General features: G+C 59.0%; 27 protein-coding genes and 1 other RNA gene. 15 read left to right on the top strand and 13 right to left on the bottom strand.

Annotated features, from left to right (window positions below; genetic code table 11):
- Positions 1-61: 61 nt before the first annotated feature.
- Both V8J85_RS16460 and V8J85_RS16455 read right to left on the bottom strand, forming a co-directional pair.
- Positions 62-385 (bottom strand): SH3 domain-containing protein, encoded by a 324-nt coding sequence (locus tag V8J85_RS16460; RefSeq protein WP_339954856.1) that lies wholly within the window; start codon positions 383-385, stop codon positions 62-64.
- Positions 386-468: 83 nt separating this feature from the next.
- Positions 469-1,098: a ribonuclease T2 gene (locus V8J85_RS16455; RefSeq protein WP_339954855.1), complete on the bottom strand. Its 630-nt coding sequence runs from the start codon at positions 1,096-1,098 to the stop codon at positions 469-471.
- A 133-nt stretch (positions 1,099-1,231) separates the two neighbouring features.
- Between V8J85_RS16455 and V8J85_RS16450 the strand changes: the two genes are divergently transcribed.
- On the top strand, positions 1,232-1,999 hold the full coding sequence (locus tag V8J85_RS16450; RefSeq protein WP_339954854.1) for a DUF1013 domain-containing protein: 768 nt from the start codon (positions 1,232-1,234) through the stop codon (positions 1,997-1,999).
- Positions 2,000-2,071: 72 nt separating this feature from the next.
- Here V8J85_RS16450 and V8J85_RS16445 read toward each other — a convergent pair whose 3' ends face one another.
- Positions 2,072-2,680 carry a class I SAM-dependent methyltransferase gene (locus V8J85_RS16445; RefSeq protein WP_339954853.1) on the bottom strand — a complete coding sequence of 203 codons (609 nt, stop codon included), beginning with the start codon at positions 2,678-2,680 and terminating at the stop codon, positions 2,072-2,074.
- Positions 2,681-2,784: 104 nt separating this feature from the next.
- Here V8J85_RS16445 and V8J85_RS16440 point away from each other — a divergent pair, with 104 nt between their 5' ends.
- Positions 2,785-3,675, top strand: coding sequence for a LysR family transcriptional regulator (locus V8J85_RS16440; RefSeq protein ID WP_339954852.1), 891 nt, complete (start codon positions 2,785-2,787; stop codon positions 3,673-3,675).
- On the opposite strand, the gene recR is transcribed toward V8J85_RS16440, so the two are convergent.
- From recR to V8J85_RS16410, 6 genes are all read right to left on the bottom strand, one after another.
- Positions 3,676-4,269 carry a recombination mediator RecR gene (recR, locus tag V8J85_RS16435; protein WP_339954851.1) on the bottom strand — a complete coding sequence of 198 codons (594 nt, stop codon included), beginning with the start codon at positions 4,267-4,269 and terminating at the stop codon, positions 3,676-3,678. It lies immediately after the preceding gene.
- The gene (locus V8J85_RS16430) at positions 4,262-5,356 is read right to left on the bottom strand and encodes a TraB/GumN family protein (RefSeq protein WP_339954850.1); all 1,095 of its coding nucleotides are present in this window, start codon (positions 5,354-5,356) and stop codon (positions 4,262-4,264) included. Before V8J85_RS16430 ends, recR begins: the two co-directional genes overlap by 8 nt.
- 35 nt (positions 5,357-5,391) lie before the next feature.
- Positions 5,392-5,736, bottom strand: a complete 345-nt coding sequence (locus V8J85_RS16425) for a YbaB/EbfC family nucleoid-associated protein (protein ID WP_339954849.1) — start codon at positions 5,734-5,736, stop codon at positions 5,392-5,394.
- A gap of 13 nt (positions 5,737-5,749) precedes the next feature.
- A complete protein-coding gene (locus tag V8J85_RS16420; RefSeq protein WP_339954848.1) occupies positions 5,750-6,139 on the bottom strand; it encodes a hypothetical protein in 390 nt (129 codons plus the stop codon).
- Positions 6,115-7,854: a DNA polymerase III subunit gamma/tau gene (locus tag V8J85_RS16415; protein ID WP_339954847.1), complete on the bottom strand. Its 1,740-nt coding sequence runs from the start codon at positions 7,852-7,854 to the stop codon at positions 6,115-6,117. Before V8J85_RS16415 ends, V8J85_RS16420 begins: the two co-directional genes overlap by 25 nt.
- Before the next feature lie 266 nt (positions 7,855-8,120).
- Positions 8,121-8,504 carry a YidH family protein gene (locus V8J85_RS16410; RefSeq protein ID WP_339954846.1) on the bottom strand — a complete coding sequence of 128 codons (384 nt, stop codon included), beginning with the start codon at positions 8,502-8,504 and terminating at the stop codon, positions 8,121-8,123.
- Between the two features lie 184 nt (positions 8,505-8,688).
- Here V8J85_RS16410 and V8J85_RS16405 point away from each other — a divergent pair, with 184 nt between their 5' ends.
- The 4 genes from V8J85_RS16405 (at position 8,689) to V8J85_RS16390 (ending at position 12,177) form a co-directional block, all read left to right on the top strand.
- Positions 8,689-10,215 carry an ankyrin repeat domain-containing protein gene (locus V8J85_RS16405; protein ID WP_339954845.1) on the top strand — a complete coding sequence of 509 codons (1,527 nt, stop codon included), beginning with the start codon at positions 8,689-8,691 and terminating at the stop codon, positions 10,213-10,215.
- Positions 10,208-10,681, top strand: a complete 474-nt coding sequence (locus tag V8J85_RS16400; protein ID WP_339954844.1) for a phosphatase domain-containing protein — start codon at positions 10,208-10,210, stop codon at positions 10,679-10,681. The genes V8J85_RS16405 and V8J85_RS16400 overlap by 8 nt, the downstream gene beginning before the upstream one ends.
- 87 nt (positions 10,682-10,768) lie before the next feature.
- A complete protein-coding gene (locus tag V8J85_RS16395) occupies positions 10,769-11,818 on the top strand; it encodes a RelA/SpoT domain-containing protein (protein WP_339954843.1) in 1,050 nt (349 codons plus the stop codon).
- A 2-nt stretch (positions 11,819-11,820) separates the two neighbouring features.
- Positions 11,821-12,177 (top strand): DnaJ family domain-containing protein, encoded by a 357-nt coding sequence (locus V8J85_RS16390; RefSeq protein WP_339954842.1) that lies wholly within the window; start codon positions 11,821-11,823, stop codon positions 12,175-12,177.
- A gap of 32 nt (positions 12,178-12,209) precedes the next feature.
- Here V8J85_RS16390 and rsgA read toward each other — a convergent pair whose 3' ends face one another.
- Entirely contained in the window at positions 12,210-13,241 is a 1,032-nt protein-coding gene (rsgA, locus tag V8J85_RS16385) for a ribosome small subunit-dependent GTPase A (RefSeq protein WP_339954841.1), read from the bottom strand.
- 251 nt (positions 13,242-13,492) lie between these two features.
- Here rsgA and V8J85_RS16380 point away from each other — a divergent pair, with 251 nt between their 5' ends.
- Complete coding sequence (locus V8J85_RS16380; protein ID WP_339954840.1) at positions 13,493-14,107, top strand: hypothetical protein; 615 nt, start codon at positions 13,493-13,495, stop codon at positions 14,105-14,107.
- Entirely contained in the window at positions 14,095-14,679 is a 585-nt protein-coding gene (locus V8J85_RS16375) for a hypothetical protein (RefSeq protein WP_339954839.1), read from the top strand. The genes V8J85_RS16380 and V8J85_RS16375 overlap by 13 nt, the downstream gene beginning before the upstream one ends.
- Positions 14,680-14,714: 35 nt before the next feature.
- Here the strand turns inward: V8J85_RS16375 and ffs are convergent.
- Positions 14,715-14,812, bottom strand: an RNA gene (gene ffs, locus V8J85_RS16370) — signal recognition particle sRNA small type.
- A 38-nt stretch (positions 14,813-14,850) separates the two neighbouring features.
- Positions 14,851-16,641 carry a bifunctional 2',3'-cyclic-nucleotide 2'-phosphodiesterase/3'-nucleotidase gene (locus V8J85_RS16365; protein ID WP_339954838.1) on the bottom strand — a complete coding sequence of 597 codons (1,791 nt, stop codon included), beginning with the start codon at positions 16,639-16,641 and terminating at the stop codon, positions 14,851-14,853.
- 118 nt (positions 16,642-16,759) lie between these two features.
- On the opposite strand from V8J85_RS16365, the gene nudC reads away from it, so the two are divergent.
- Both nudC and V8J85_RS16355 read left to right on the top strand, forming a co-directional pair.
- Positions 16,760-17,704, top strand: a complete 945-nt coding sequence (gene nudC, locus V8J85_RS16360; protein WP_339954837.1) for an NAD(+) diphosphatase — start codon at positions 16,760-16,762, stop codon at positions 17,702-17,704.
- A 27-nt stretch (positions 17,705-17,731) separates the two neighbouring features.
- Positions 17,732-18,202 (top strand): SRPBCC family protein, encoded by a 471-nt coding sequence (locus V8J85_RS16355; RefSeq protein ID WP_339954836.1) that lies wholly within the window; start codon positions 17,732-17,734, stop codon positions 18,200-18,202.
- Here V8J85_RS16355 and V8J85_RS16350 read toward each other — a convergent pair.
- On the bottom strand, positions 18,193-19,041 hold the full coding sequence (locus tag V8J85_RS16350) for a prephenate dehydratase (protein ID WP_339954835.1): 849 nt from the start codon (positions 19,039-19,041) through the stop codon (positions 18,193-18,195). The two genes, V8J85_RS16355 and V8J85_RS16350, sit on opposite strands and share 10 nt — an antisense overlap.
- 121 nt (positions 19,042-19,162) lie before the next feature.
- Here V8J85_RS16350 and V8J85_RS16345 point away from each other — a divergent pair, with 121 nt between their 5' ends.
- From V8J85_RS16345 to V8J85_RS16325, 5 genes are all read left to right on the top strand, one after another.
- Positions 19,163-19,681: a c-type cytochrome gene (locus V8J85_RS16345; RefSeq protein ID WP_339954834.1), complete on the top strand. Its 519-nt coding sequence runs from the start codon at positions 19,163-19,165 to the stop codon at positions 19,679-19,681.
- Positions 19,682-19,815: 134 nt separating this feature from the next.
- Positions 19,816-21,765 (top strand): extracellular solute-binding protein, encoded by a 1,950-nt coding sequence (locus V8J85_RS16340; RefSeq protein ID WP_339954833.1) that lies wholly within the window; start codon positions 19,816-19,818, stop codon positions 21,763-21,765.
- 9 nt (positions 21,766-21,774) lie between these two features.
- The gene (locus V8J85_RS16335; RefSeq protein ID WP_339954832.1) at positions 21,775-22,848 is read left to right on the top strand and encodes a microcin C ABC transporter permease YejB; all 1,074 of its coding nucleotides are present in this window, start codon (positions 21,775-21,777) and stop codon (positions 22,846-22,848) included.
- Positions 22,848-24,038: an ABC transporter permease gene (locus tag V8J85_RS16330; protein ID WP_339954831.1), complete on the top strand. Its 1,191-nt coding sequence runs from the start codon at positions 22,848-22,850 to the stop codon at positions 24,036-24,038. The genes V8J85_RS16335 and V8J85_RS16330 overlap by 1 nt, the downstream gene beginning before the upstream one ends.
- Positions 24,035-25,630, top strand: a complete 1,596-nt coding sequence (locus V8J85_RS16325) for an ABC transporter ATP-binding protein (RefSeq protein WP_339954830.1) — start codon at positions 24,035-24,037, stop codon at positions 25,628-25,630. The genes V8J85_RS16330 and V8J85_RS16325 overlap by 4 nt, the downstream gene beginning before the upstream one ends.
- The last annotated feature ends 61 nt before the right edge of the window (positions 25,631-25,691 follow it).

The following is a 25,691-nucleotide window of genomic DNA, read 5'->3' as shown; positions in this document are numbered from 1 at the left end:
TTCATCGGAATTCCATCGGACCTTCAAGTGCGGTGCCAAAGGTTAACGTTAACGACTTGGCCTAGCCTGCGCCATCGATCAGCCAGTTCCCGTGCACCCATCCGACGCGGCGTGGGTCGCCGTAATAGACCCCGAACCATTTGCCGCTTTGCGCGCAGGTCCGGACAAGATCGCCGTTTCGCAATTCGTCCACCTTCCGATAGTCCGCGCCCGGTCCGGTCCGGACGGCCAGAAAGCCGTCGCCGTTCGGGTCAAGACCCGACACGATGCTGCCAGCGCATCCGGCGGCCTGATCATCTTCGAGGATGTCGAATTCGACATCTAATTGCTGCGCGGCCAGCGCGTTTGCCGAGAAAAGCAAAGCCAAGATCAGAACATGTTTCATACGAAATCCCCACATGACAATGATACGAGCATAGGCGGGGGATGACGTTTGCCGCAAGGCTGTGGACAGATGGTGATGGTTGATCACCGGATCGGATCGAATTGCGCGTCATCCAGCGTGCAATCCCGCACCACGTCGTCTCCGCAAAGCCGGGGGGCGAGATTGCGGTCCAGGCAGATGCGGGCCTCTTGGATGTAGCCGTCGCGGCAGGTGATGGTGATGTGATCGGGCATCAGGGTCGGGTTGTCGCGGATGAAGGCCTCTTCCACCACTTTCGCGGGTAGGGTGATCGGGTTTTCGAGTTGCCGGAACACCTCCGGCCGTGTGATCTGGCCGTAAGCCTGGCGCGACAGGTCGTAGTAATCGTCTGGCGACAGGCCAGAGCAAACCCCATGCTTGCGCCACTGGTGCCAGGCGAGGCCGGATGTACCCATGATGTCGGCCATCGCTGCGGTATCGCCGCGGCTAGGGGGGCGATAAGACGACCGGCAGTATTCAGGATAGCCGCTTTCATATTGTGGCCACAGCCCGTGCAGGATCCAGCCGTGATCTTCAGCGGGGTCGCATTGGCGGGAGTTGCGGGCGTCGCCCTCAAGCGCGCACCAGTTGGCGGACCACGACAATGACAAAACGTAATAGTCGAATTCGCCTGCGATATCGTCCGCAGTGACCGGGGTTGTGATGAGGGCGAATGCCGCAATCAGCCAGCGCATTTTTGACCTTTCCTCTGGGCAACGCGGCCCTTATATAGGCGTCAAGTTCCCTGACAATGCGAACCCGGCCTGACATTCAGGTCAGCCCAAGACAGGGCGCGGGACAGCTTTGTCGGCTGATAGGAGAGAAGCGATGTCAAATACACCGATCATGGCCAAGGCGACCGCTGTCTGGCTGTGCGACAATACCACGATCACGTTCAAGCAGATCGCCGATTTCTGCGGTTTGCATGAATTAGAGGTACAGGGGATCGCCGATGGTGATGTGGCGACCGGCGTGAAAGGGTTCGACCCTATTGCGAACAAGCAGTTGACCCAGGAAGAGATCGACAAGGCCGAAAACAACCCGATGCATAAGCTGAAGCTGCTGTATAACCCTGCCTCTGCCGGTGAGGAAAAGCGTCGTGGGCCGCGGTACACTCCCTTGTCCAAGCGGCAGGATCGTCCGGCCTCGATCTATTGGCTGGTGAAGTTCCACCCGGAATTGACGGACGGCCAGATTTCCAAGCTGGTCGGGACGACCAAGCCGACGATCCAGTCGATCCGCGATCGGACCCATTGGAACATCAACAATATCGACCCGATCGATCCGGTCGCCTTGGGCCTGTGCAAGCAGTCCGAACTGGACATGGCCGTGCAGAAAGCCAACGCGAAGAAGGCGAAGGAAGGCACGGTAATGTCCGATGATGAGCGGCGCAAGCTGGTCAGTACCGAACAGTCGCTGGGCATGGAGCCAGAGCCAAAGATGCCTGCGGCAATGGCGGGCCTCGAGACATTCAGCCTGTCCGATCCCCGCGATGACGAGGATGAGGAAGAAAAGCCGGATGATCGCGATGTTTCCGATGCGGACAGCTTTTTCAACCTGCCCGATGATGATGAAAGCGACGAGAAAGACGATTGATAAAAAGCCCCGCCAAGGCGGGGCTTTTTTTGGGACCCGAGCGCCGTATGGCCGGGACATGAACCGGCTGAGCTATCTATGCTTCGCTACGATAAAACGGCTGTTCTTTTGATCCAGAAAATGCGCCGTCTCGACCAGTGTGAATCCGGTCTCGCGGAAAGCCTGCTCCAGCGCATTGATGGTGAAGCTGTTCACGTAGGGTGCCCGACCGACCAACCGCATCGCACCGATCGCGATCGGCAAGAACATGTTCATCTCGCCCAGGCACGGGGTCTTTGTGATCACGAAACCACCCGGTTTGACCGATGCCTTCAGATGCGCAAGCGCCTTTGGCAGGTCAGGCAGCAGGTGCAGCAGGTTGAAGGCGCAGATGGCGTCGAAAGGCGCATCCGGCACGGGTGACAGGGCGGCGGCCTGCTGAAAGCTGACATTGCCGGGCTGTTTCTTCGCACGCGCGATCTCGACCATCTTTTCCGAGATATCCGTGGCGGTCACATGCGCGACGGATGGCGCAAGCAGGATCGCAGTGCCGCCCGTTCCGCAGCCCATTTCGAGGATATGGTCATCGGCGTGCAGAAAGGTGCGGGTGCGGTCGAGCGTGGCCTCGTAGGCGGGAACGTTGTCGATCGGTTTGCGCGAATATTTGAGGGCGAGGCGATCCCAAAAGGCGGCTTCGGTCATGGCGGTTTTCCTTTTGTGGCGTTGATTTGTCATTGGCTGAAACATACCCATGCGCACTTGACAGAGGAATTGCCTGAATTCGCACCTCAGCTATACATGATTGTATGAACTGGCAGGCGATTTCCTTTGATTGGAACCAGATCCGGGCGTTTCTCGCAACGGTCGAGGAGGGTTCGCTCAGCGGTGCGGCCCGCGCGCTGGGGTCCACACAGCCGACCGTGGGCCGACAGGTGACTGGGCTGGAAGAAGCGCTGGGCGTGACCTTGTTCGAACGCGGCGGCCGATCATTGGCGCTGACCGGCGCTGGCCGCGATCTTGTGGAGCATGTTCAGGCGATGGGCGAGGCGGCAAGTCGGGTGTCGATGGTCGCCAGCGGTCAGTCGCAGGATGTGTCGGGTACCGTGACGGTGACGGCGAGTGACCTGCTTGCTGCGCAGTTTTTGCCGGATGTACTGGTTGATCTTCGCAAAGCGGCACCGGGCATCGACGTTCATGTCGTCGCCTCGAACCGGATCGAGAACCTGACCCGGCGCGAGGCCGATATCGCCATTCGCCATGTTCGCCCGGATCAGCCGGACCTGATCGCCAAACACGTGTCGGATATGGCGGCGAATCTTTACGGATCAGTCGATTATTTCGCTGCGCGCGGCTATCCGCCGACCGCTGATGACTTGCGCGGCCACGATTTGATCGGGCCACCTGATATCGAGGTGATGGTGGCAAGCATGGCCGCCTTCGGATTTCGGGCCGACCCCGCGCAGTTTCGTGCGAGATCCGACAGCGGTGTGGTGATGTGGCAGTTGATGAAGGCCGGTTTGGGCATGTGTGTCTTGCCGGATAAACTCTGCGCGGACGACCCGGAGTTGCGCAAGGCCATCCCGGATCACCCGCCGGTCACATTCCCGGCATGGTTGGCGACCCATCGCGAGTTGAAGACCAGCAAGCGGATCAGGATCGTGTTCGATCTGCTGGCAGAGGCGTTGGCGCGAAAATGATTACAGCGCCTTCCGCGCGTTCAGCGCGGCGGTGATCGTTCCGTCGTCCAGATAATCGAGTTCACCGCCCACAGGCACCCCCTGCGCGAGTGATGTGACGGTGATGTCGGGCAGTTGGTCGGCGATGTAATGCGCTGTCGTCTGTCCATCGATCGTGGCGCCAAGGGCGAGGATGACTTCGCTGATCTCTTCGCTTTTGATCCGGTCGATCAGTTTCGGGATGCGCAGTTCTTCCGGGCCGATGGCATCGAGGGCAGACAGGGTGCCGCCAAGGACGTGATAGCGTCCTTTGAAGACCCCGCTGCGTTCCATTGCCCAAAGGTCAGCCACGTCTTCGACGACCGCGATCTGCCCGACGGCACGTTTCTCGGACGCACAGATATCGCAGATATCCGAGGTGGTGATGTTCCCGCAGTTGAGGCATTCGCGCACCGTGCTGCCGACCTTGTGCATCGCTTCGGCCAGTGGCAGCAGGATCAGGCTGCGTTTCTTGACCAGATGCAACACGGCACGCCGCGCGGAACGCGGGCCGAGGCCCGGCAGTTTGGCCATCAGTGCGATCAAATGATCCAGGTCTTCGGTGCCGTTACTCATCTTCGCCCTCGACCGGGATGCGGACGACGGCAAAGCCCGCGTCGCGCATCATCGTAACCAACCCGGTTTCTCCGGGAAGATTAAACGCGCCAATCGCCACGAAAAGTCCGCCTTCTTCAAGTTCACCCATCGCAGCGGCAAGGAAGTCGCGATTGCGTTGCGACAGCAGATAATCATCGCGGAGCGCGACTGCGGCCTGGCCGTTGGGGCCTAGCAAATCGGCGACGTAGACGTCATCAGCCACCATCATCTGTCCGATCTGGCCGCGATGATATTGCGCCATGAAATTGATGCGCGCTGCATTGGTTTCTTGTGGTTCCAAATAAGCGCCGTAGGTCGTGATCATCGCCTGCGCATAGTCGATATTGGCGGGGTCGTTGATCATTGTCATCATCGCGTCTGGCGACTCTAGCCCCATGATCGGGGTGCCGTGGATATGGGCCAGCGACATGAGGTAGTAATCCTGATAGGGGATCAGGCCTGCATTGAAATCATCGCATGGATCACCCAGTAAAAGGCTCAAGATGCCACCCGGGCTCATATGCCGGTAATCGTCGGCTTGATAGCCTTGGGACAGGACCCGGTTTTCGATCCACTTTTCAATCCGAGGGTCGGCGCCCGCAAGAAACAGGACTGGTTTGTGGGGAAGCCACGGGTCCTGCCACCAGTTTGCGTAGCTATAGGTTTCGACCATCGCGTCGCGATCGGCGAACCGGAAATCAACCTCTAGCGCCAGAATGCGGGACTGATCCAGATGGTCGCGCATTGTCTGCGGCAGCCGCAAGATGCGTGCGTCGCTGGAATGCATAGTGCCCCAAAGGTGGGACACGGCCCCGTCGGATGACGTGATTTGCCACAGACGCCCAAGCCCGTTTTCGGGTTCGTCCGCCGTGGGATCAACCAGATCAGCGGTCGTCAGGGCCGCGATCTGATCATCGGTAATGGCGCAATATTCCGGTGTGACCCAGTCCTGCGCTGTGGCAGATGGGGCGAGCGCCGAAAGGCATACGAGGGATGCGCACCAGCGCGCCAATGAACGACGCAGATGCGAAAACATGCCGCGCGGATGTCCGGTGCCGTCAATCATACCCGATCCGGAAACACGCCTGGATTTCGTAGGTCTTAGAATGGCAGGTTCACCCCGGGTGGTAGGCCCAAACCTTCGGTAATCTTCCCCATTTCTTCCTGCGCGCGTTCGTTTGCCTTGGTTTGCGCGTCCTTGATTGCGGCCAGGATGAGGTCTTCGACCACTTCCTTGTCGTCCCCGTTGAAGATCGATGGGTCGATGTCGAGCCCTTTCAGTTCGCCCTTGGCGGTCGCCGTCGCCTTGACCAGCCCCGCCCCGCTTTCGCCGGTGACCGTGATTGTATCCAGCTCTTCCTGCATTTGGGCCATCTTGCCCTGCACTTCCTGCGCCTGCTTCATCATCTTGGCCATATCGCCAAGGCCGCCTAGTCCTTTGAGCATTTTTGATCTCCTGTCATTTTTGCCGCCCCGTCTGAGGCGTCGTGTAAAGCACGATCCCGATACATATTGCAGTGGCGAGCCCGATGAACAAGGCCGGAGAGCCCGCGCAGCCCTCGGCACGGATGTCGGCGAAAATCTGCGTCGCGATCAGCATATAGGTGAAGATACTCCAACCGATCACAACGATCAGCCCGCCCCATTGGCTGCGCAGCCGGATTACAAGCGCCGTCGCGATAAGCAAGGCAAGCACGATGGGGGTCTGGGCCAGAAAGATCACCTCTTCCCACGCAGACACCTGTCCTCCCGTCCAGCCGGGTCTTTGTTGCTGGCAGGCATCTGCGGCGGCTGAATTTGGGACCAGCAGGGTGACGCCCCCGATCAATCCTCGTCGAATGGATCCCATTCTTCGTCCACTTCGGGCAGCGCGTCTTCGAGCGCGTCCTGGGTTTTGTCGTCTTCGGTGCGGATGTCGGTGATTTTGGCCTTGGGGAAGGTTTTGATGACCGCCTGCACGAGCGGGTGTTGTTCTGCCTGCGCCTTGAGCGCGTTTGCCGCTGCATCCCGCGTTTCGGCGATGGTCGGCGTGCCGCCTTCGGCGACGCTGATCGCCCAGCGATTGCCCGTCCAGGCTTGCAGCCGCGATCCGAGCCGCCCGATCAGGTCCGGGCTGGCGTCAGGTGTCGGGTTTACCTCAATCCGTCCCGGCTGATAGCTGACCAACCGCAGGCCGGTTTCGACCTCGACCAGCAGTTTCACATCGCGATGGGTGCGGATGAGCGCGACCACATCCTCGAACCGCGCGTAGTGTTGCAGCGCGTCCGTGGCGAGGGCGGTCGCCGTTTGCGCGCCTGATCCCGTCGGGCCGGTCGATCCGCTGTGGGTCGGCGCAGGACTCACCGCCATGGCCGTCGTGCCAGCAGGCGCCCCGCGTGGTGCGGCGGGTGCCGTTGGCGGTGGCGTCGCGTCTTGCAGTTTTTTGACCAGCTCATCCGGGCTGGGCAGGTCCGCCACATGGGTCAGCCGGATCACCGCCATCTCGGCGGCCATCATCGCGTTGGGTGCGATGGCGACCTCTTCCAGCGCTTTCAGCAGCATCTGCCACATCCGCGACAGGACCCGCATAGGTAGCTCAGCGGCCATAGTCTGACCCCGGCTGCGCTCGTCGGGGCTGATGGTCGGGTCTTCCGCCGCGTCGGGGGTGATTTTCACCACGCTGACCCAGTGGCAGATTTCGGCAAGGTCGCGCAGCACCGCCATCGGGTCGGCCCCGTCGGCGTATTGCGCGCCGAGTTCGGTGAGCGCGTCCGCCGCCTTGCCGCGCAGGATCATGTCGAAGAGGTCCAGCACGCGCCCCCTGTCAGCGAGGCCGAGCATGGCGCGGACTTGATCGGCGGTGGTTTCGCCCGCTCCATGGCTGATCGCCTGATCGAGCAGTGAGGTCGCGTCACGGGCAGACCCTTCCGCGGCGCGCGTGATGAGTGCCAGCGCATCGTCGGTGATCTGTGCGTTTTCGGCGTCCGAGATTTTGCGGAGGAGGCCTATCATCACCTCGGGCTCGATCCGCCGCAGATCAAACCGCTGGCAGCGCGACAAGACGGTGACCGGGACTTGCCGGATTTCGGTTGTCGCGAAGATGAATTTGACGTGTTCGGGTGGTTCCTCGAGCGTCTTCAACAGCGCGTTGAAGGCGCTTTTGGACAGCATGTGGACTTCGTCGATGATGTATATCTTGTACCGGGCCGAGGCCGCGCGGTAATGGACGCTGTCAATGATTTCACGGATATCGCCGACGCCTGTGCGCGAGGCGGCGTCCATCTCCATCACATCGACATGGCGCCCTTCCATGATCGCGACGCAATGTTCACATTGCCCGCAAGGATCGGTCGTGGGTCCGCCTTTCCCGTCGGGTCCGATGCAGTTCATCCCCTTGGCGATAATCCGCGCGGTCGTCGTCTTTCCGGTGCCCCGGATGCCGGTCATGATGAAAGCCTGCGCGATCCGGTCGGCGGCGAAGGCGTTGCGCAGGGTGCGGACCATCGCATCCTGCCCCACCAGATCGGCAAAGGTTTCGGGCCGGTATTTACGGGCGAGGACTTGATAGGCGGGTTGGTCTGACATGCGGGCCTTTGGATTCGGAACGTTGCCAGCCTAAGCGTGGGGCGGGGGGAGGTCTATGGGGATCGTGGGTTGGTGTCTCTCAGGACGGAGATGGTACTTTCCCATGAGTTCCGCCCGGTGGGCGCCACCGGGCATCGCCCGACCTCCCCACGGAGGGCGATTTTGCAGCGTCTCAAGAAGCGGAAGGTCAGGCATATGGCGATGTTGCCTGTAGCTCATACATCCCAATGCCCTCCAGGTCGGGCGGTGCCCTCAGCGCTGGAATGTCAAAACCACCACAAGATCGCCCCGGTCGCGATGGCCCCACAGGTCAGGACGGTCGCAATAATGGTCATGTTGGTCGACGATTGCGCGTTGGTCGCATGATCGTTCATCCGCCGTTGAGTCTGGCAGGATTTGTTCCGCGCGGCCCAGAAGATGAAGATCGCGAGCAGGACAAAGACGTTGGCAACCACTTTCGGCACCCATGTGGGTGAAAAGCCGTTGAATACGGCTTTCAGTCCCAGCGCCAGTCCAAGACACGCCATCCCGGTCCGCATCCAGCCGGCAAAGGTGCGTTCATTGGCCAGGATCGTCCGATCTTCGGCCCAGTCCGTCCGGTCTTCCGCCCAATCCGTGCGGTCTTCAGCAAGGCTGTTCTTGTCATTCATTCCCCGACAATAGCGGCGGACTTGCGAAAGGCGAGCCTTCGCGTTAACCAAAGCACGCCGTGTTGGGCGGCATCCAGGTTCGCGGAAAGCGTGATGCACCCAATGAAGACCTTCAAGATGACCTCATACGGTCTTTCTCATATGCCCGGATCAGCGAACCGGCGGGTGATTTGGTGAGGAAGCCATGATGGATGATCTGGATAGCCTGCGGCGGCAGGCGAAGGTTTTAAACAAACGATATGAGGCCGGTGATAAGGCGGCAATCCAGCGGATTGACGTGATTCAGCCGCGGGCCAAGGGCGCGCTCAAGCGGGCGGATTTTCTGCATGTCATCGCGCGCGAGAACAGTTTTGTGTCCTGGCCGCAGCTGAAGCGCGCGGTGGAGATACAGGGCATGGACCGCGCGACCAAGCAGCAACGGCTGAAGATGGCGTTGTTTCACGGGCAGATGCATGTGGTGCAGGAACTGCTCTGGGATACGCCTGATTTGGCGGAAGGCGCGTTTGGGCTGCAGGTGGCTTTGTTCGATTTGCCAGCGGTGCGGGCGGTTTTGGCGGATGACCCGAAGGCCGCCACCCGGTCCTATGGCCCGCGCCGTCCGATCCTGCATCTGGCGTTTTCGAAGGTGCTGAAGCTGTGGCCGGAGCGGGAGGCGGATATGCTCGCTATCGCCGAATTGCTGTTGGCGTATGGGGCCGATATGAATGACGGCTTCCCGCATGAGCCGGGCAGCGATCATAAGCTGTCGGCTCTTTATGGCGCGATTGGGCATGCGGATAACATGGCCTTGGGCCGATGGCTTTTGGATCACGGGGCTGATCCGAACGACAATGAAAGCCTCTATCATGCGACGGAATTGGGCCATCACGAGGGCTTGCAGATGCTATTGGCCCATGGTGCTGATCCGGCGGGTACGAATGCGATGCTGCGGGCGATGGATTTTCATGATGTGAAAGCGGTGCGGATGTTGCTCGACGCCGGTGCGGATCCTAACGAGTTTGCGGGGGAGCCTGTGGGTGGTGAATTGCCCTTTGTCGTCCCGTCCTTGTTTCAGGCGGCGCGGCGGATGTCTCCGCCTGATTTGATTGATCTGTTATTGGAAGCGGGGGCGGACCCGGACCTGACGTGGGATGGAGTGCAACCGTACGCGGCGGCTTGTGTTTATGGGAATGACGCCCTGCGGGAACGCCTGCCCCAGAAGCCGTTGTCACCGGTTGAGGTGATCCTGGCTGATTGCGCGAAAGGGCAGGTGGAGAAGGGTCGCTGGATCGATGCTGATCAGGTGCCGCGCCCGTTCCGCAATATCCTTGGCGAACTGCTTGGGCTGCCGGGGCGGGAGGCGCATGTGCAGGCTTTGGTCGCCGCCGGGCTGCCATGGGATGCGCCGGATCATCAGGGCATGCCGCCGGTGCATCTGGCCGGGTGGCAGGGGCTGCCGGAGATGTTGGATTACTTCCTGCGGCTCGGCCCCGATATGTCCCACGTGAACGGCTATGGCGGCACGCTGCTGAGCACGATCATCCATGGGTCCGAGAACTGCCCGGAACGGGCAGAGCGCGATTATGTTGCCTGCCTGCGCCTTGTGTTGGAACACGGGGTGGCCCTGCCCAAACGGGCCGTGGATTTGGCGGGCGAGCCGGATGTGGCCGATTTCCTCGCCGAATGGGCGGTGGCGCATCCGGGGCAGGTGGTGGAGCACGGGATTGCCTGAGTTTGTGATCCACAGCCTGCAAGTGTGCGGGGGTGAACTGGCGATCACCCCCATCCCGGGCCGCACGCGGCACTATTATACCGACTGGTTGCGGCTGGAGGCCTGGGGGCCTGCGCTGGTGATCTCCATGACAACGCAGGCGGAGTTGGAACGGAAAGGATCGGGGTCGCTCGGCACCGATCTGGTGAATGCGGGGATCAGATGGCTGCACTGCCCGGTCGCGGATTTTGGCGTACCGGATAGGGGTTGGGATTGGGCGCCCGTCCGGGATGAAGCGCTGAGCGTGCTGGGGCAGGGCAAGCGCGTGCTGGTCCACTGCTTCGGCGGCTGCGGACGGTCAGGGATGATGTGCCTGCGGTTGATGATTGCGGCAGGGGAAGACGCGGAGACGGCCTTGGCGCGGTTGCGAAAGGTGCGGCCCTGCGCGGTGGAGACGGAGGCGCAGATGGGGTGGGCGGCTGGTTAATGCTGAGGTGATTAACTAAGTTGATTGCTTAGAGATATTTTACGATTCGCGAGCATAAGTCTTGAAATCGTTTCTGAGGACGAGAGATTGGCCTACCCAAAACCACCAGCAAGTAAGTCTGCAGTTCGAAAAGCTGGACGAGCAATCGCCGATCATACCGCAACCGCTGAGGACATAGCACTGGTCGATCAGTGGCGTGCTTCGCATGGCTATGTAATTAATACTTTTCAGGCTTGGATAAAGGGTCACATCGCGAAACAGGAGTTGTGGGTGGAGTTTGCCCAGCGGCTTAAACGCCGAAACACAGTCATTGATAAACTACTTAGAACAAGCTCCAGTGGCGTGCCGTTGATCAAAGACGTAACCGGTATGCATGATTTCGCGGGTTGTCGTATGATATTTGATGATTTGGCCGAGCTTACCAGCTTTCGAGAGTATCTGCATTCATCTGGTGTGATGCGGAATGTAGAGCATGAGCTTCGACACTCCAAAGACAAATACGACTACATAAACTCTCCCAAACCAAGTGGCTATCGTGGAATACATGATGTCTACCGGCACTACCCACGAGGATCGAAAAGACTGGAGGCAAAAAAACCCTGGGACGGTTTATTAGTCGAAATTCAGTATCGTACTCGCGCACAACACGCATGGGCCACCGCAGTCGAGATTTCCGATTTATTGGATGGTGAGAAAACCAAGTTTGAGCTGGATCGGTCCGCCAGAGGATTATTTTTTGCTTTGGCGAGTGAGTTAATCGCAAGAACCGAAGAGAAGTTAGAGCGCGCATTTCTGGACCGATCCACCAACGAGATAAGAGATCAATTAATGAGTTTAGAAAAATCGATGGGTATACTTAGAAGGCTGGAGCTGCTTAAACAATTTGAAGTGGAGGAAAAGCTGACCGAACATAGTGTGCTAAGTATTGTTAGAGACCAGTACGGAGATTTTCAGTTGGATATTATATCATTCCGGTCTGCGGCGCCTGCTATCTTAAAAGCGACCGAGCTTGAGGAGAGTGGTGAAAGTGTAAATGCGGTTTATGTTCGCTCCGAGAATCCAAAACAGTTACGCTCGGCGTACAGAAACTATTTCTACGACCCAGTAGACTTTGTTGAGCTGCTGCGGGCAGCATAGACTTGTCAGAGAACCTCGCTGAATACACGAACCGTCAGTACGATATGGACCACCCTCTTATCTCTCTCATCGACCAACAGATCGAAGCGGCCCGTCGTCGGGGCGAGTTTGATAATCTCCCCGGTGCCGGCAAGCCGTTGGACCTGACGGGCGATCCGAAGGATGCTTTGCTGGATCGGATGGCGAAGGATGCAGAGGTGCGTTCTCCGGTGGGTGTGTTGCGCGAGCAGATTGCCGCGTCGAAGGCCCGGTTGGCGGATTTGACCGACCCGGATCAGCGCAAGGCAGAGATGAAGATCCTTGCGGACCTGCAGACCCGCCTTGCGGTTGAGATCGAGGCGTTCAAGCGGTTTGGGTGAGGGTGGATTGAAACCCACCTTACGACATGACCCTAACGCTTCTTCCGGTTTTGCGCGTTTTTGACCATGCGCCCGAACTTCTTGTACCGCTCGCGCGCCTGCGCGATGGTCTCGGTCGCGTATCGGTTTTCCCGCTTCAGCTTTTGGAACCGCTTCAGCCGCTCCGGGTCCACATCACCCGCCGCGATGGCCGCCTGCACCGCGCAGCCCGGTTCGGTCTCGTGTTCGCAATCCCGGAATTTGCAGTGCTCCGCCAGCTCCGTGATTTCGGAAAACGTGGCCTCGATCCCGTAAGCGACGTCAGCCACCCCTAGGCCGCGCATCCCGGGCGTGTCGATCAGCCACCCGCCCGCGGGGATGCGGTGGAGCGACCGCCCCGTGGTCGTGTGCCGCCCGCGCGCGTCGTCTTCGCGGATGGCCTGCGTCTCCGCCGCACCACCGGTCAGCGCGTTGGCGATGGTCGTTTTGCCCACGCCGGATGAGCCGGTGAGGGCGACGGTTTGTCCTTTGCCGCTCCACGGGGCGAGCGTGTCGCCGACGGTTTCGGATTTGGCGTTGAGCGTCAGCACCTCGAGATCGCGCCCGAGGTTGCGCGCCGCGTCGCTATAGCTGTCCGGGTCGTCTGCCTGATCGGCCTTGGTGATCAGGATCACCGGCGTGATCATCGCGTCATGTGCGAGCGCCAGATACCGTTCCAGCCGCGCGACGTTGAAGTCATCGTTGCAGGATGTCGTGATGAACAGCGTGTCGAGATTGGCAGCGATCAGTTGTTTGTCGCCGGTATGGTACTCGGTGCCGCGGCTGAGTTCCGTTTTACGATCTAGCACACGGGTCAGCCGGTGCTGTTCGGGCGCGCACATCACCCAATCACCGACGGCGACGGCGGCGGTCGTGATACCGGGATCAAGCGTCAGTTCGAGCGGGCCGTCTTCAGATAATGCGTTGACCCGATCCCGATGCACGTTGGTGATGCGGGCAGGGGTGAGGTTTTCCAGTTCGTCGATATCGAGCTGGGACATGTAGAAAGGCGACCAGCCAAGGGCGTCGCGTGTCAATTCAGTCAATGGGGTATCCTCGTCAAAGGCGTAAGGTGGGCTGGCCTGATATGGTCAGCAAAGACCGGACGAGGGAACGGAAACGTCTTCAGCGCACCCAAGCCGGGAGGGGTATCAACACAGTCATGAATGTCCTCCTGTATCATCGGTTTCGTTGATATTGGATGCCCAAGGCAAGCATACCTTGTCAAGGCAGACTTGTTGAGCTTTGCCTTTATGTATGCATAGTTTGCGCTGATACGATCATTCAGGGGCGATAAATGCGTTTCTTCACGGTTCTGCTTGGCGCGATCATCGCACCGTCCGCGTTGGCAGAGCCGGTGATGATCGCGCCCGAACGGATATTGGCCGGCCTGTCCGGCGACGAATATGCGCAGTTGAACTGGAACAAGGATGCCTATCAGGACCTGGCTGCGCTGGTGCTGTCGGAAAGTCGGGAAACGGTCGAGCTTTACATCGCGATCTCCGACCCGGATACCGGTGCTTTGCAGGCTGTAGTGGTTAATCCAGCGCTCTTCCCATATGATCCGTCCCGTTTTGCCGAAATGAACTATGACATGCATTTCGGTAACGAATGGGGCGTCGTCTTGTCGGCCTCATCCGTTGAATCAGGGCTCACCATGACGATCTCGCTAACCGAGGCTGCGGATGATGCGATTAAGATTGCCGACATCACGACATATCGGACCGAGGCCGAGACTAACGTGGCCAAGAATGTGTGTCAGGTCGTCTATGAGGGCCTATTCCTGCCTGACATGGCCGGAAAGGCCGTCATTACATTGGCCGATGGCGAAGTGGTTGAGTATCCTGCCGGTCCCGCACCGTCGGTGACGGAATGGCGGTACACAGATTGGCCAAAGCCATGCTTTCCCTGAGGTGGCTTGCACTGATCCTGCTGATCCAGCCGTTGGCGGCACGCGCTGACGGACAGGTCCCGACGGCGGTTGATTTGAATGACGTGTTGGTGGTCAGTGACCTCCGGAACTGGCAGGGCAGTACTTTCACGCAGCGTGTGCTGCTTGTCTTGACCGAGGACAAGACCGCCGCTGACCTTGTTACGATCGTCACTGATCCGGTGACCGGTGACCTTACCGGAAGAGAAAAGATGGCCGGCATCCTTCCGGCAAAGTCGCCACGTCTGGAGAGTGATCTGCATACCCTGGCGTTGAGCCGAGAGGCGGATGGTGTTCAGCGGCTGCTTTTGTGGATCAGCGGTCCCGGGATGTATGGTGAGGTTTTCCTTGGTCGTCGTTCGGACGGATGGGACATCACGCGCGCCTCGTTGACCAATCAGGACAAAAACCTGACATGCCGCATTGAAAGCGTGGATGACGGCACTTTTGTCGAACGGGTGATTTCGGATCAAGTCGAGATTGAAAGCAGGACCCGGGATGCGATTGGACCATTCTGGTGGCAATCGGGTCTTGCCGCTGCTTGTGATCGATGAGATTTGATTCCGTCTGCCGACCGCAGATGCATCTAAGGTGAGAGGCTGACAACGACCCAAGCGGGGCTCGTTATGGCTGCTTCCTTCCGGACCTGACCAGGTTGGCGAGGCGCTCGCCCGCGCCAACCTCTCACCGCTGATATAGGCGGCGATGGCGGCGGGTGCAACCCGTCAGAAACAGATCCGATAGCGGTGGAAACCCTGCGGGCCGGGGCCAAGATGAAAGACATTCTCGGGCAGGTGATCTTGGGCAGCGGGCGCCGACAAAAAGGTCGCCGCGGTGCCCGGGATCGGACTGAACTGGAACAGCGGCTGCGGTGTCACGCTGATCCGGGGATGATCGCGCAGGTAAGCGATCAGGATATCGCGGTTGGCATCCGTGGTGCTCAGCACGATATCCGGGATGCCGTCTGTCACGATCCCACCGCCACCTCCGGCGCGGTAGCTGTTGGTGGCCACGATAAAGACATCGTCGTCCTGCACCGGCTTACCGTCATGGGTCAGGTCCACGATGTGGCTTGTCTGCAGATCGATCCGGTAACTGATACCGAACAGGCTGTCGTGGTTGTAGCCTGGAAAGCGCGGGTTAATCAGCGGTTGGTCCTGTTGACCCGGCGCGATCCCCGCAAAACGTGCGGCGGATACTTGCAGCCAGTCGCGGATTTGCCGACCGGTCCGACGTAAGGCGCAGAACGTATTCGGGAAAGGATAGATCGCCGCCGCATCCCGCAGCGTCAGCGGACCGGGTGCGATGTCCACGTAATGATCTGGCCCTGCACGACCTCCGGCGCGAAAGGGCGATGTCGCCGACAGGATAGGCAGGTCATGATATGGCGTCTCGGCAAGCAGATCGCGGGCGAAGTCCTGTTGCGCGCGGGCAAGTAATTGTTGCGCATGGTCGTGGCCGATATCTGCAAAATAACTGTGGATTGGCCCCGACGTTGTCGCAATCGGCTGGCGAATGTGGTCCAGCGTCGCTTTGTGCGCGGGGGCCATATGTTGTGCGATGATCGCGGCAGAAGGGTCCGTCGAGGTGGCGCCGGTTCGCAATCTTGAACAGTGCTGGCTGATAACCCATCCATCGCGCGTCCAATCAAGGACAAGGTCGATCTGCCCCAAATGTCCGCCGTAAAAGCCCGCCATCACCGCGGGTTTGCCGTGCAGGGTACCGGCTACCGGATCGACCGGGCCGTTTGCGGTGGCATCGGCATGCGGGAACAGTTCATGCGTGTGTCCGGTCAACATCACGTCGATTCCGGGAACGGCGGCCAGCGGAACAGCGGCGTTTTCCATGTTGTCGACATGGCCGATGCCTTCGATCCCCGAGTGACATAGCGCGATGATGATGTCCGCGCCGTCCGAAATCATCTTGGGGATGATCCTTTGGGCTGCTGTCACAATATCTTCGGTTTCGACACGTTCGGCGAGCGTGGCGTGGTCCCACGTCGTGATTTGCGGCGGAAGAAACCCAATGACCCCGACACGGATCGGCCGGTCCTGTCCGTCACTGCATGTGACGGTGCGATCGAGGATCAGATAGGGCCCGGCCAGGTCAAGATCATCAAGGTGACGCAGGTTGGCGCAGGTGATCGGAAATGCGGCGTCCGCCAGGACGTCTTGCAGGTAATCCAGCCCATAGTTGAATTCATGATTGCCCAGTGTGATCGCGTCGTAACGTATTGTATTGAGCGCGGCGATCATCGGATGCGTGTCGCCCGTTTCCCAATGCGCGGCGATGTAATCGGCCAACGGATTGCCTTGCAGAAAATCGCCATTGTCGAAAAGCAGCGTCGTGACCTCGGGCGCGGCCCGCAGGTCTGCGATCGTGCCAATCAGTTGCAGCAGGCCGGTTTTGGGGTCTGGCCGGTCAGCAAAATAGTCATAGGGCAGTACCTGCATGTGCAGATCGGTCGTTTCCAGAATGCGCAGCCGCCCGGACGGAAAGGGGTTTGAAGATGTCATACGTCGTTGATCTCGGCTGATTTGCGCGGCGAACAACCATAAGACGAATTGCGTGGATGAATAAAGGTAAGCGACAGAAAAAATTGAACTCGCATCGTGTACATGTCATTGCCGCATAATGAGAATTGCGGAAATGGTGACATTTGGTGGGGGTGGTCTGGATCGCGCGGCGGAATGCCGTGCCGACGTAACCGAACTGAAAAAACGGGATGATGCGCGGACGATCCTGATGTGGCGCGGCAAGCCGTTGCTGGAAGATGACATGCTTGTGCGGGTTCCGCTGGATCACCCGGCATTGATGGATGCCGGGGATCAGATATTGCTGGGCCGGATCGACGATGCAACGGTTTTCGCCAGCGATCTGTCTGGCTGGACGCCGGATGATCTGGATGATCGAACACTGGACAAGTTTCTGGATCCCAGCCAGCAGCAGCACCCGACGCTGACCGATACCGCTTTTGTCGAACTGCGCGTCGCGATGACCCGGCTGAGCGCGCTGGATGCCGAAATGGCTGCGACGGCCCGGGCTGTCCTGGGTTGGCACCAGACCCACCGTTTCTGCGCCCGGTGCGGTGGCGAAAGCGTTCTGTCCATGGCGGGATGGCAGCGCGATTGCCCCTCCTGCGGTGGCCACCATTTCCCGCGCACCGATCCGGTGGTGATCATGCTGATCACCCATGGCAATGCGGTCCTTCTGGGCCGGTCGCCCGGCTGGCCTGAAGGGATGTATTCCTGCCTGGCAGGCTTTATCGAACCCGGTGAGACGATCGAGGCCGCAGTACGCCGCGAGGTATTCGAAGAGGCAGGTGTGCGCGTTGGACGGGTTGACTATCTGTCAAGCCAGCCCTGGCCATTTCCATCGTCGCTGATGTTGGGCTGTATCGGTGAGGCGCTGAATACCGATCTGACCATTGATCCGGTCGAAATCGAACATGCCCGCTGGGTCAGCCGCGAAGAGCTTGCCCTTGCCTTTGCTGGCGATCACCCGGAAATTCTGCCGGCCCGCAAAGGCGCCATCGCACATTTTTTGCTGGAAAATTGGTTGGCGGATCGGCTTGATTAGGCGGACTGCAAATCTGGGGCGCTGTAAATGAAGTTCAGCACACGTGAGGATATCGAGGCGCCGATCGACCACGTCTTTACCACGGTCAGTGATTTCGCCGCCTTCGAAAGGCGCGCCCTGCGCCATGGTGCCGAGGTGACGCGGCAGGATGAAGGACCGGTCAAGCTGGGTTCGGCATGGGATATCGGGTTCAAGTTTCGTGGGCGCGATCGACGGATGCACTCCACGATTGCGGAAATCGACCCACCCAATCAGTACATCATTCTCACGGTGTCGGAAGGGATGACGATCACTGGATCGGTCGATCTCGTCGCTTTGTCCCCCGGCCGAACGCGGGTCGCTGTGGCCTTTGACCTGCGGGCCAAGACCCTGACGGCGCGTCTGCTGCTCCAGTCGATGAAGCTCGCCAAAACCAAATTGAACAAACGGTTCAAGGCCCGGGTCCTGGAATTCGCCGAGGATATCGAAGACGACTATCGCAAGGCTGGTCAGGTCTGAAGGCGGTCGCGCCGGTGCGGTGCTTCGGGATAGACCCCCATCACGTGCATGTAGTCGGTGAAATAGTTCAGCTCTTCCAGCGCCAGTTGCACGTTCCGGTCGTCCGGGTGCCCTTCGATTTCCGCATAGAACTGGGTGGCGGTGAATGATCCGCCGACCATGTAGCTTTCCAGCTTGGTCATGTTGACGCCATTGGTCGCGAAACCGCCCATCGCCTTGTAAAGCGCCGCCGGAATGTTGCGCACATGAAAGACGAAGCTGGTCATCATGCTGCCTGTGCCGCGCCGCTGGTAATCCGGTTCGCGGGCCATGATCAGGAAACGGGTGGTGTTGTTGCTCGCATCCTCGATATTGCGGGCCAGGATGTCGAGACCGTAGATATCCGCGGCAAGTTCCGATGCCAGTGCGCCGACGGTCAGGTCCTCACCTTCGGCGACGTCGCGGGCGGCTTTGGCGTTGTCTGACTTCGCACGGGGCGTGATCCCGTTTTCGCGCAGAAAACCCGCACATTGCGGCAGGATCACGACATGTCCGAACGCGGTTTTTACTTTATCAAGCCGCGCGCCCTGCTTGGCGAGCAGATTGATATGTACCCTGATGAACTGCTCATCGACGATATGCAGCCCGCTTTGCGGCAAGAGCGAATGAACGTCAGCCACGCGGCCATAGGTCGAATTTTCGACGGCGATCATGCCAAGATCGGCATCGCCGGTGCGCACGGCCTCGATCGCGGCTGTAAAGGTGGGGCAGGGCAGTGGTGCGTGATCGGGCCGGGCCTCGGCACACGCCTGATGGCCATAGGCCCCCAATTCGCCCTGGAATGCGATTTTCGGTGACATGGTCCGATCCTCTCCGACAACAGCGCCAAAAATTGGGCGTTTCGTCGCGCCACTATACCTTGCAACCCGGCGTTGGAAGCGGATACATACCCGCAAAACTGTGAACGGAATGGAACGCGACATGTTCGACACAATGACGATGACCAAGGTACTGGGTGGCCTGTGCGGCACGTTCCTGGTGTATCTGTTGGGGGCTTGGGTGGCCGAAGAAATTTATCACGTCGGTGGTCACGGTGATCACCACGAACAGGCCTATGTGATCGAAGTCGAAACGGATGAGCCTGCCGACGGTGAACCCGTTGAAGAAGTTGATTTTTCTGTGGTCATGGCCTCGGCCAGCGCCGCGGACGGAGAGGCGCTTTGGCGCAACTGCCGGTCATGTCACGCGCTCGAGGCCGGACAGCATGGCACCGGTCCCGCGCTTTATGGCGTGGTCGGTCGCGAAGTCGCGTTCTACGACGATTTCAATTATTCCGGCGCGCTTGCGGCTGTGGCCGAGGTCTGGACGCCGGAAAACCTGAACGGCTTTCTGGAAAACCCACGCGGCTGGGCACCGGGCACCGCGATGAGCTATAACGGCATGCGCAGTGTCGAAGATCGGGCCAACCTGATCGCCTATCTCGATAGTCTGGACGACTAAGCACAATTTAAGCAGCAAAAAGGCCGCCTGACCGGGCGGCCTTTTTGCTGCTCATTGACGTGCGATCAACCGGTGATCACGCAAACTCAACTTGAATGTTTGCCAAAACGTCCTCTAGCTTCATTTATACATGTATGCCTGTTTCGCCGTTTTTCAAGCTGGAGAGAATGATGAAAAATCGCCCCCACGCCCAAGCCACCGCCCGCCAGGATGAGATGCGGACGCGGTGGAAACACTGGGCGGTCGGGTCGGTGATCGCGATGGGGGCGGTTTGGGGCGGGGCAGAGGTGTTTGGCGCAGAACATGAGACGGTGATCGAGAGCCACGGATACACCAATTTTGGAGAGCTGAAATACGGGCCGGATGAAGTTCTGAGTTACGTCAATCCTGACGCACCCAAAGGCGGTGAGTTTTCGCAATGGTCGCAAGGCACGTTCGACAGTTTCAACCAGTATGCCCGTGAGGGAACGACCGGCGCGCTAAATACGCTGCCCTACGAAACGGTGCTGACCGCTTATGCTGATGATCCGTATGGCTCTTATTGCTATCTTTGCAAGACGTTAGAGTATCCAGAAAGCAAAGACTGGGTGATCTTCAATCTGCGCGACGACGTGACTTTCTCCGACAGCACACCCATGACCGCCGAAGATGTCGCATTTACCTTCAATCTTTTTCAAGAGCAGGGCATCGCCGAATACCGCGCGGTTGTGAGCGAATACATTGATACTGTCGAAGTGTTGGATACCCACCGCATCCGCTTCAGCTTTACTGATACCGCGCCACGGCGCGATGTAATCGGGTTCGCCGGCGGAACGCCCGTTTTCAGCAAGGCTTGGTTTGAGGAAACCGGTACACGTTTGGATGAAGCAAACAATGCGCCCTTTGTGGGCACGGGGCCCTACTTGCTGGATACTGTCGATATCAATCGTCAGATTATTTATCGCAAAGACCCAAACTGGTGGGCCGCGGATCTGCCTGTGAACCAAGGTCGAAACAACTTTGAAACGATCCGCATCGAGTACTTCGCCGACGGCAGCGCTGCTTTGGAGGGGTTCAAATCGGGCGTTTATACCTTCCGGAGTGAGAACTCTTCTTTGCAGTGGGCAACGCAGTATGACTTTTTGGGTGTTCGGAACGGCTGGGTTAATAAGGTCGAGCTTCCCGACGGGTCAATCGGTTCAGGGCAGGGGTTTGTTTTCAATCTTGATAAAGAAGTTTGGCAGGACAATCGCGTGCGCCAGGCCGTCAACATGATGGTGAACTTCGAGTGGATGAACGAGACACTCTTCTATGGTATCTATGATCGTCCGGTGTCTTTCTGGGATAACTCCGATTTGGTGGCCACCGGCGTGCCAACAGAGGGAGAGATAGCGATCTTGCAGCCCCTCGTCGATGACGGTTTGCTGGATGCGAGCATTCTGACAGATGAAGCGGTGATGCCCTATGTTTCTGGAACTGTAGATCGTCCGCTTGACCGCAGCATGCTGCGCCGCGCTTCTGTTTTGCTTGATGACGCCGGTTGGGTGGTTGTTGACGGAAAGCGCATGAAAGACGGCAAGGTTCTGACCGCTGAGTTTCTGCAATTCTCGCCGCAATTCGACCGGGTGATCAATCCCATTGTCGAGAACCTTCAGCGCCTTGGTATCGAGGCAAAATTAAATCGCGTCGATACCTCGCAATATGTGGAGCGGCGCCGGTCAGGTGATTTCGATCTTGTGAATCACTCCCTTGGTCAGGGGTTTGAACCGAGCTCGGGTCTACGCCAATGGTTCGGGTCTGAAACGGCTGATGACAGCTCACGCAATCTGATGCGACTGCGGTCGCCAGCGATTGACCAACTGATGACAATCGTGATCGAAAGCGAGACGTTGGAGGAGTTGACGACATCGACACAGGCGCTGGATCGTGTGCTGCGGGCAGAGGGCTTCTGGATCCCGCAATGGCAAAAGAACGTCCACACCGTCGCCTATTATGACATGTTCCGATTTAAGGAGATTCCGCCGTTGTCGCTCTCACCGATCGATAATTGGTGGTACGACGCCGAAGCTGGTGAGGCGTTGCGCGCCGCAGGTGCATTTCAGTAAGGCAAGGATATGGGAGCCTATATCCTTCGCCGATTGTTGCTGGTGGTCCCAACACTTCTTGGGATCATGATCCTCAATTTCAGTCTGACCCAATTTGTCCCCGGTGGACCGATCGAGCAAATCATTGCCCAGATGGAAGGGGGCGGCGATGTCTTTGAAGGTATCGCCGGCGGCGGCAGCGAATTGCTTGACGGTGGTGACAGCGACTATGCCGGTGCGCGGGGCCTGCCGGCGGATTTCATCGAAGAACTCGAACGCGAATTCGGCTTTGACAAGCCGCCCCTTGAACGTTTTCTGATCATGATGGGCAATTATATCCGCTTCGATTTCGGCGAAAGCTACTTCCGTTCGATCAGCGTGTTCGATCTGGTGATGGAGAAGATGCCCGTGTCGATCACATTGGGGCTTTGGTCCACGCTGATCGCCTATCTCATCTCAATCCCACTTGGCATTCGGAAGGCCGTGCATGATGGCACGCCGTTCGATACTTGGACGTCTGGCGCGATCATCATCGGCTATGCGATTCCCGGGTTCTTATTCGCCATCCTGCTGATCGTCCTGTTCGCCGGTGGGTCCTATTTCCGCATCTTCCCCCTGCGCGGCCTGACTTCGGCCAATTTCGAAGACCTAAGCCTGATCGGCAAAGTTCTGGATTATTTCTGGCATATCACCTTGCCGGTGCTGGCCTCGACCATTTCGGCCTTTGCGACGCTGACCTTGCTGACCAAGAACAGCTTTCTGGACGAGATCAAAAAGCAATACGTGATCACCGCCAAGGCCAAGGGCCTGTCCGAACGCAAGGTGTTGTACGGCCATGTTTTCCGAAATGCGATGCTGATCGTCATCTCGGGTTTTCCGGCGCTCTTCATCGGTGTTTTCTTTGGCGGGTCGCTGATTATCGAGACGCTCTTCTCGCTCGACGGGCTCGGGCGGCTTGGTTTCGAGGCGGCCGTGGCGCGGGACTATCCGGTCGTCTTCGGGACGCTTTTTGCGTTCTCGCTGATCGGCCTGGTCGTCGGGATCATCACCGACCTGACCTATGTCCTGATCGACCCGCGCATTGATTTCGAGGCCCGAGGCTGATGCGCCTGTCCCCCCTCAATCAGCGCCGCTGGCGCAATTTCCGCCGGAACCGCCGTGCATGGTGGTCGCTGATTATCTTTAGCGTGCTGTTCGTCATGTCGCTGTTTGCGGAGTTTATCGCCAACGACAAACCGATCCTTGTCAGCTATCGCGACGAACTCCGCATGCCGATCTTTAGCTTCTATTCCGAGCGTGACTTCGGCGGCGATTTCCCGACCGAGGCAGGTTATCGCGATGTGGAGGTGCAGTGCCTGATCGTTACCGGCGGTCTGGTCGAATGTTTCGACACGCCCGAAGGCCTGATCGCCATGGCACAGGCGGGCGAAGATATCGAATTCGAAGGCTATGAACGTGGCTGGATGATCTGGCCGATCATCCCCTATTCCTACAACACGGTTGTTGATGTGCCCGGCGTAGCGCCCTCAGCGCCGTCTGCGGATAACTGGCTGGGGACCGACGACACCAAACGCGATGTCGTTGCCCGGGTGATCTATGGCTTCCGGCTGTCGGTCCTCTTTGCGATTATCGTGACGGTCCTGTCATCCATCGTGGGCGTGATTGCCGGCGCTGTGCAAGGCTATCGCGGCGGCTGGACCGACCTGTTGTTCCAGCGTTTCATTGAAATCTGGGTCGGCATGCCATCGCTTTATGTGATCATCATCCTGACCGCGATCCTGGGGCGAAGTTTCTGGCTCTTGGTCTTTGTCACCGTGTTGTTCGGCTGGCCTGCGCTGACAGGATTGGTGCGCGCGGAATTCCTGCGCGCGCGGAACCTCGAATATGTGCGTGCGGCCAAGGCGCTAGGGGTAAGCGATTGGACGATCATGTTCCGCCACATGCTGCCCAACGCGATGGTCGCGACAGTGACGATGCTGCCGTTCCTCGTTACGGGCGCAATCGGTGGCCTCGCCACGCTGGATTTCCTTGGTTTTGGCCTGCCATCGTCGGCCCCATCACTGGGCGAGATGACGCTGCAAGCGAAACAGAACCTCCAGGCGCCTTGGCTGGGCTTCACCGCCTTCTTTACTTTCGCGATCATGCTGTCGCTGCTTGTCTTCATCTTCGAAGGCGTTCGTGATGCGTTCGATCCGCGCAAGACCTTCGTGGCCGATGGTGATGTCGTGCAGGACGATACGGTCTTTGCCGACCAGCCCATGACGCTTGAAAAAACGGGGACCGACGGACGATGAGTACGCTTCTGGATGTCCGCAACCTGAAGGTCGCCTTCCGACAGGATGGCACCACGACCCGTGCGGTGCGCGGCGTGTCTTTTCAAGTGAACAAGGGCGAGACCGTCGCGCTGGTCGGCGAAAGCGGCTCTGGCAAATCCGTCACTGCCTTGTCCACCGTACAGCTATTGGGCGACAGTGCCGTCATGGCGGGGTCTATCCGGTATGACGGGGCCGAGATGGTCGGTGCCAATGAACGCGAACTGCGCCGCGTCCGCGGCAACGATATCAGCTTTATCTTCCAGGAACCGATGACATCCCTCAATCCGCTGCACACGATCGAAAAGCAGCTGGCGGAGAGTATCGAGCTGCACCAGGGCGTGCGCGGCCCAAAGGTGCGCGAGCGGATCATCCAACTGCTCGAACGGGTCGGTATCCGCGATGCGGAAAGCCGCCTTGGCGCCTACCCCCATCAGCTTTCGGGCGGGCAGCGTCAGCGGGTCATGATCGCCATGGCGCTCGCCAATGGGCCGGAACTCTTGATCGCGGATGAACCGACGACGGCGCTCGACGTGACCATCCAGGCGCAAATCCTCGACCTGCTGGCCGACCTGAAGCGCGACGAGGGCATGGCGATGCTGTTCATCACCCATGACCTGACCATCGTGCGCAAGATCGCCGACCGGGTCTGCGTGATGAAGAATGGCGAGATCGTCGAAACCGGGCCGACGACCGAGATTTTCGGCAACCCGCAGCATCCTTACACTCAAACCCTGCTTGCCGCGGAATCGACTGGCGTTCCCCAACCGGTGTCTGGCGACGCGCCAGTTGTTCTGGAAACCGAAAAGGCAAAGATCTGGTTCCCGATCCATCGTGGGTTGCTCAAACGGACCGCCGGTTACGTAAAGGCTGTCAATCAGGCGACCATGACCGTGCGTGCGGGCGAAACCTTGGGTGTTGTCGGCGAAAGCGGGTCAGGCAAGACGACGTTGGCGCTGGCCTGCATGCGCTTGATCCAGTCTGAGGGGCGGATCGTGTTTCAGGGCAAACCGATCGATGGGCTGAGCCAGCGGCAAATGCGCCCCCTGCGCAGCGAGATGCAAATCGTGTTCCAGGACCCGTATGGGTCCCTGTCGCCCCGGATGACAGTGGCCGAGATCATATCGGAGGGGCTTGGCGTTCACGGCGTGGAAAAGGGTCGGGATCAGCGTGAAATGGTGGCCGAGATCATGGGTGAGGTCGGGCTCGACCCCGCGTTGATGGACCGCTACCCGCATGAGTTCTCGGGTGGTCAGCGGCAGCGGATCGCCATCGCGCGGGCGATGATCCTGCGCCCAAAGCTGGTCATTTTGGACGAACCCACGTCAGCATTGGACATGACCGTGCAGGTGCAGATCGTGCAGCTATTGCGAGAATTGCAACAGCGCTACGGTCTGGCCTATCTGTTCATCAGCCACGACCTGAAGGTGGTGCGCGCCTTGTCGCATAAAGTCATGGTCATGAAGCAAGGCGATGTGGTCGAGGCCGGGGATGCCGATGCGATTTTCGACAATCCGCAAACCGACTATACCCGCGCGCTGATGGCGGCGGCGTTCGAAGGCAAAGTGGCTTAGCGACGGCTCCGAGCGGCGCTCGGGTCGGGTTTTCACCTTCACGCTTTAGTTGACGGGTTGT

The organism is Yoonia sp. 2307UL14-13 (genome assembly GCF_037572755.1).
Taxonomy (GTDB): domain Bacteria; phylum Pseudomonadota; class Alphaproteobacteria; order Rhodobacterales; family Rhodobacteraceae; genus Yoonia.
This window is presented reverse-complemented; position numbering and strand designations above follow the sequence as displayed.

Bases quoted from the DNA above. Each gene is read 5' to 3' on its own strand.
- V8J85_RS16460 (WP_339954856.1), bottom strand. From the start codon at position 385: ATGAAACATGTTCTGATCTTGGCTTTGCTTTTCTCGGCAAACGCGCTG.
- V8J85_RS16455 (WP_339954855.1), bottom strand. From the start codon at position 1,098: ATGCGCTGGCTGATTGCGGCATTCGCCCTCATCACAACCCCGGTCACT.
- V8J85_RS16450 (WP_339954854.1), top strand. From the start codon at position 1,232: ATGTCAAATACACCGATCATGGCCAAGGCGACCGCTGTCTGGCTGTGC.
- V8J85_RS16445 (WP_339954853.1), bottom strand. From the start codon at position 2,680: ATGACCGAAGCCGCCTTTTGGGATCGCCTCGCCCTCAAATATTCGCGC.
- V8J85_RS16440 (WP_339954852.1), top strand. From the start codon at position 2,785: ATGAACTGGCAGGCGATTTCCTTTGATTGGAACCAGATCCGGGCGTTT.
- recR (WP_339954851.1), bottom strand. From the start codon at position 4,269: ATGAGTAACGGCACCGAAGACCTGGATCATTTGATCGCACTGATGGCC.
- V8J85_RS16430 (WP_339954850.1), bottom strand. From the start codon at position 5,356: ATGATTGACGGCACCGGACATCCGCGCGGCATGTTTTCGCATCTGCGT.
- V8J85_RS16425 (WP_339954849.1), bottom strand. From the start codon at position 5,736: ATGCTCAAAGGACTAGGCGGCCTTGGCGATATGGCCAAGATGATGAAG.
- V8J85_RS16420 (WP_339954848.1), bottom strand. From the start codon at position 6,139: ATGGGATCCATTCGACGAGGATTGATCGGGGGCGTCACCCTGCTGGTC.
- V8J85_RS16415 (WP_339954847.1), bottom strand. From the start codon at position 7,854: ATGTCAGACCAACCCGCCTATCAAGTCCTCGCCCGTAAATACCGGCCC.
- V8J85_RS16410 (WP_339954846.1), bottom strand. From the start codon at position 8,504: ATGAATGACAAGAACAGCCTTGCTGAAGACCGCACGGATTGGGCGGAA.
- V8J85_RS16405 (WP_339954845.1), top strand. From the start codon at position 8,689: ATGATGGATGATCTGGATAGCCTGCGGCGGCAGGCGAAGGTTTTAAAC.
- V8J85_RS16380 (WP_339954840.1), top strand. From the start codon at position 13,493: ATGCGTTTCTTCACGGTTCTGCTTGGCGCGATCATCGCACCGTCCGCG.
- V8J85_RS16375 (WP_339954839.1), top strand. From the start codon at position 14,095: ATGCTTTCCCTGAGGTGGCTTGCACTGATCCTGCTGATCCAGCCGTTG.
- V8J85_RS16365 (WP_339954838.1), bottom strand. From the start codon at position 16,641: ATGACATCTTCAAACCCCTTTCCGTCCGGGCGGCTGCGCATTCTGGAA.
- nudC (WP_339954837.1), top strand. From the start codon at position 16,760: ATGAGAATTGCGGAAATGGTGACATTTGGTGGGGGTGGTCTGGATCGC.
- V8J85_RS16355 (WP_339954836.1), top strand. From the start codon at position 17,732: ATGAAGTTCAGCACACGTGAGGATATCGAGGCGCCGATCGACCACGTC.
- V8J85_RS16350 (WP_339954835.1), bottom strand. From the start codon at position 19,041: ATGTCACCGAAAATCGCATTCCAGGGCGAATTGGGGGCCTATGGCCAT.
- V8J85_RS16345 (WP_339954834.1), top strand. From the start codon at position 19,163: ATGTTCGACACAATGACGATGACCAAGGTACTGGGTGGCCTGTGCGGC.
- V8J85_RS16340 (WP_339954833.1), top strand. From the start codon at position 19,816: ATGCCTGTTTCGCCGTTTTTCAAGCTGGAGAGAATGATGAAAAATCGC.
- V8J85_RS16335 (WP_339954832.1), top strand. From the start codon at position 21,775: ATGGGAGCCTATATCCTTCGCCGATTGTTGCTGGTGGTCCCAACACTT.
- V8J85_RS16330 (WP_339954831.1), top strand. From the start codon at position 22,848: ATGCGCCTGTCCCCCCTCAATCAGCGCCGCTGGCGCAATTTCCGCCGG.
- V8J85_RS16325 (WP_339954830.1), top strand. From the start codon at position 24,035: ATGAGTACGCTTCTGGATGTCCGCAACCTGAAGGTCGCCTTCCGACAG.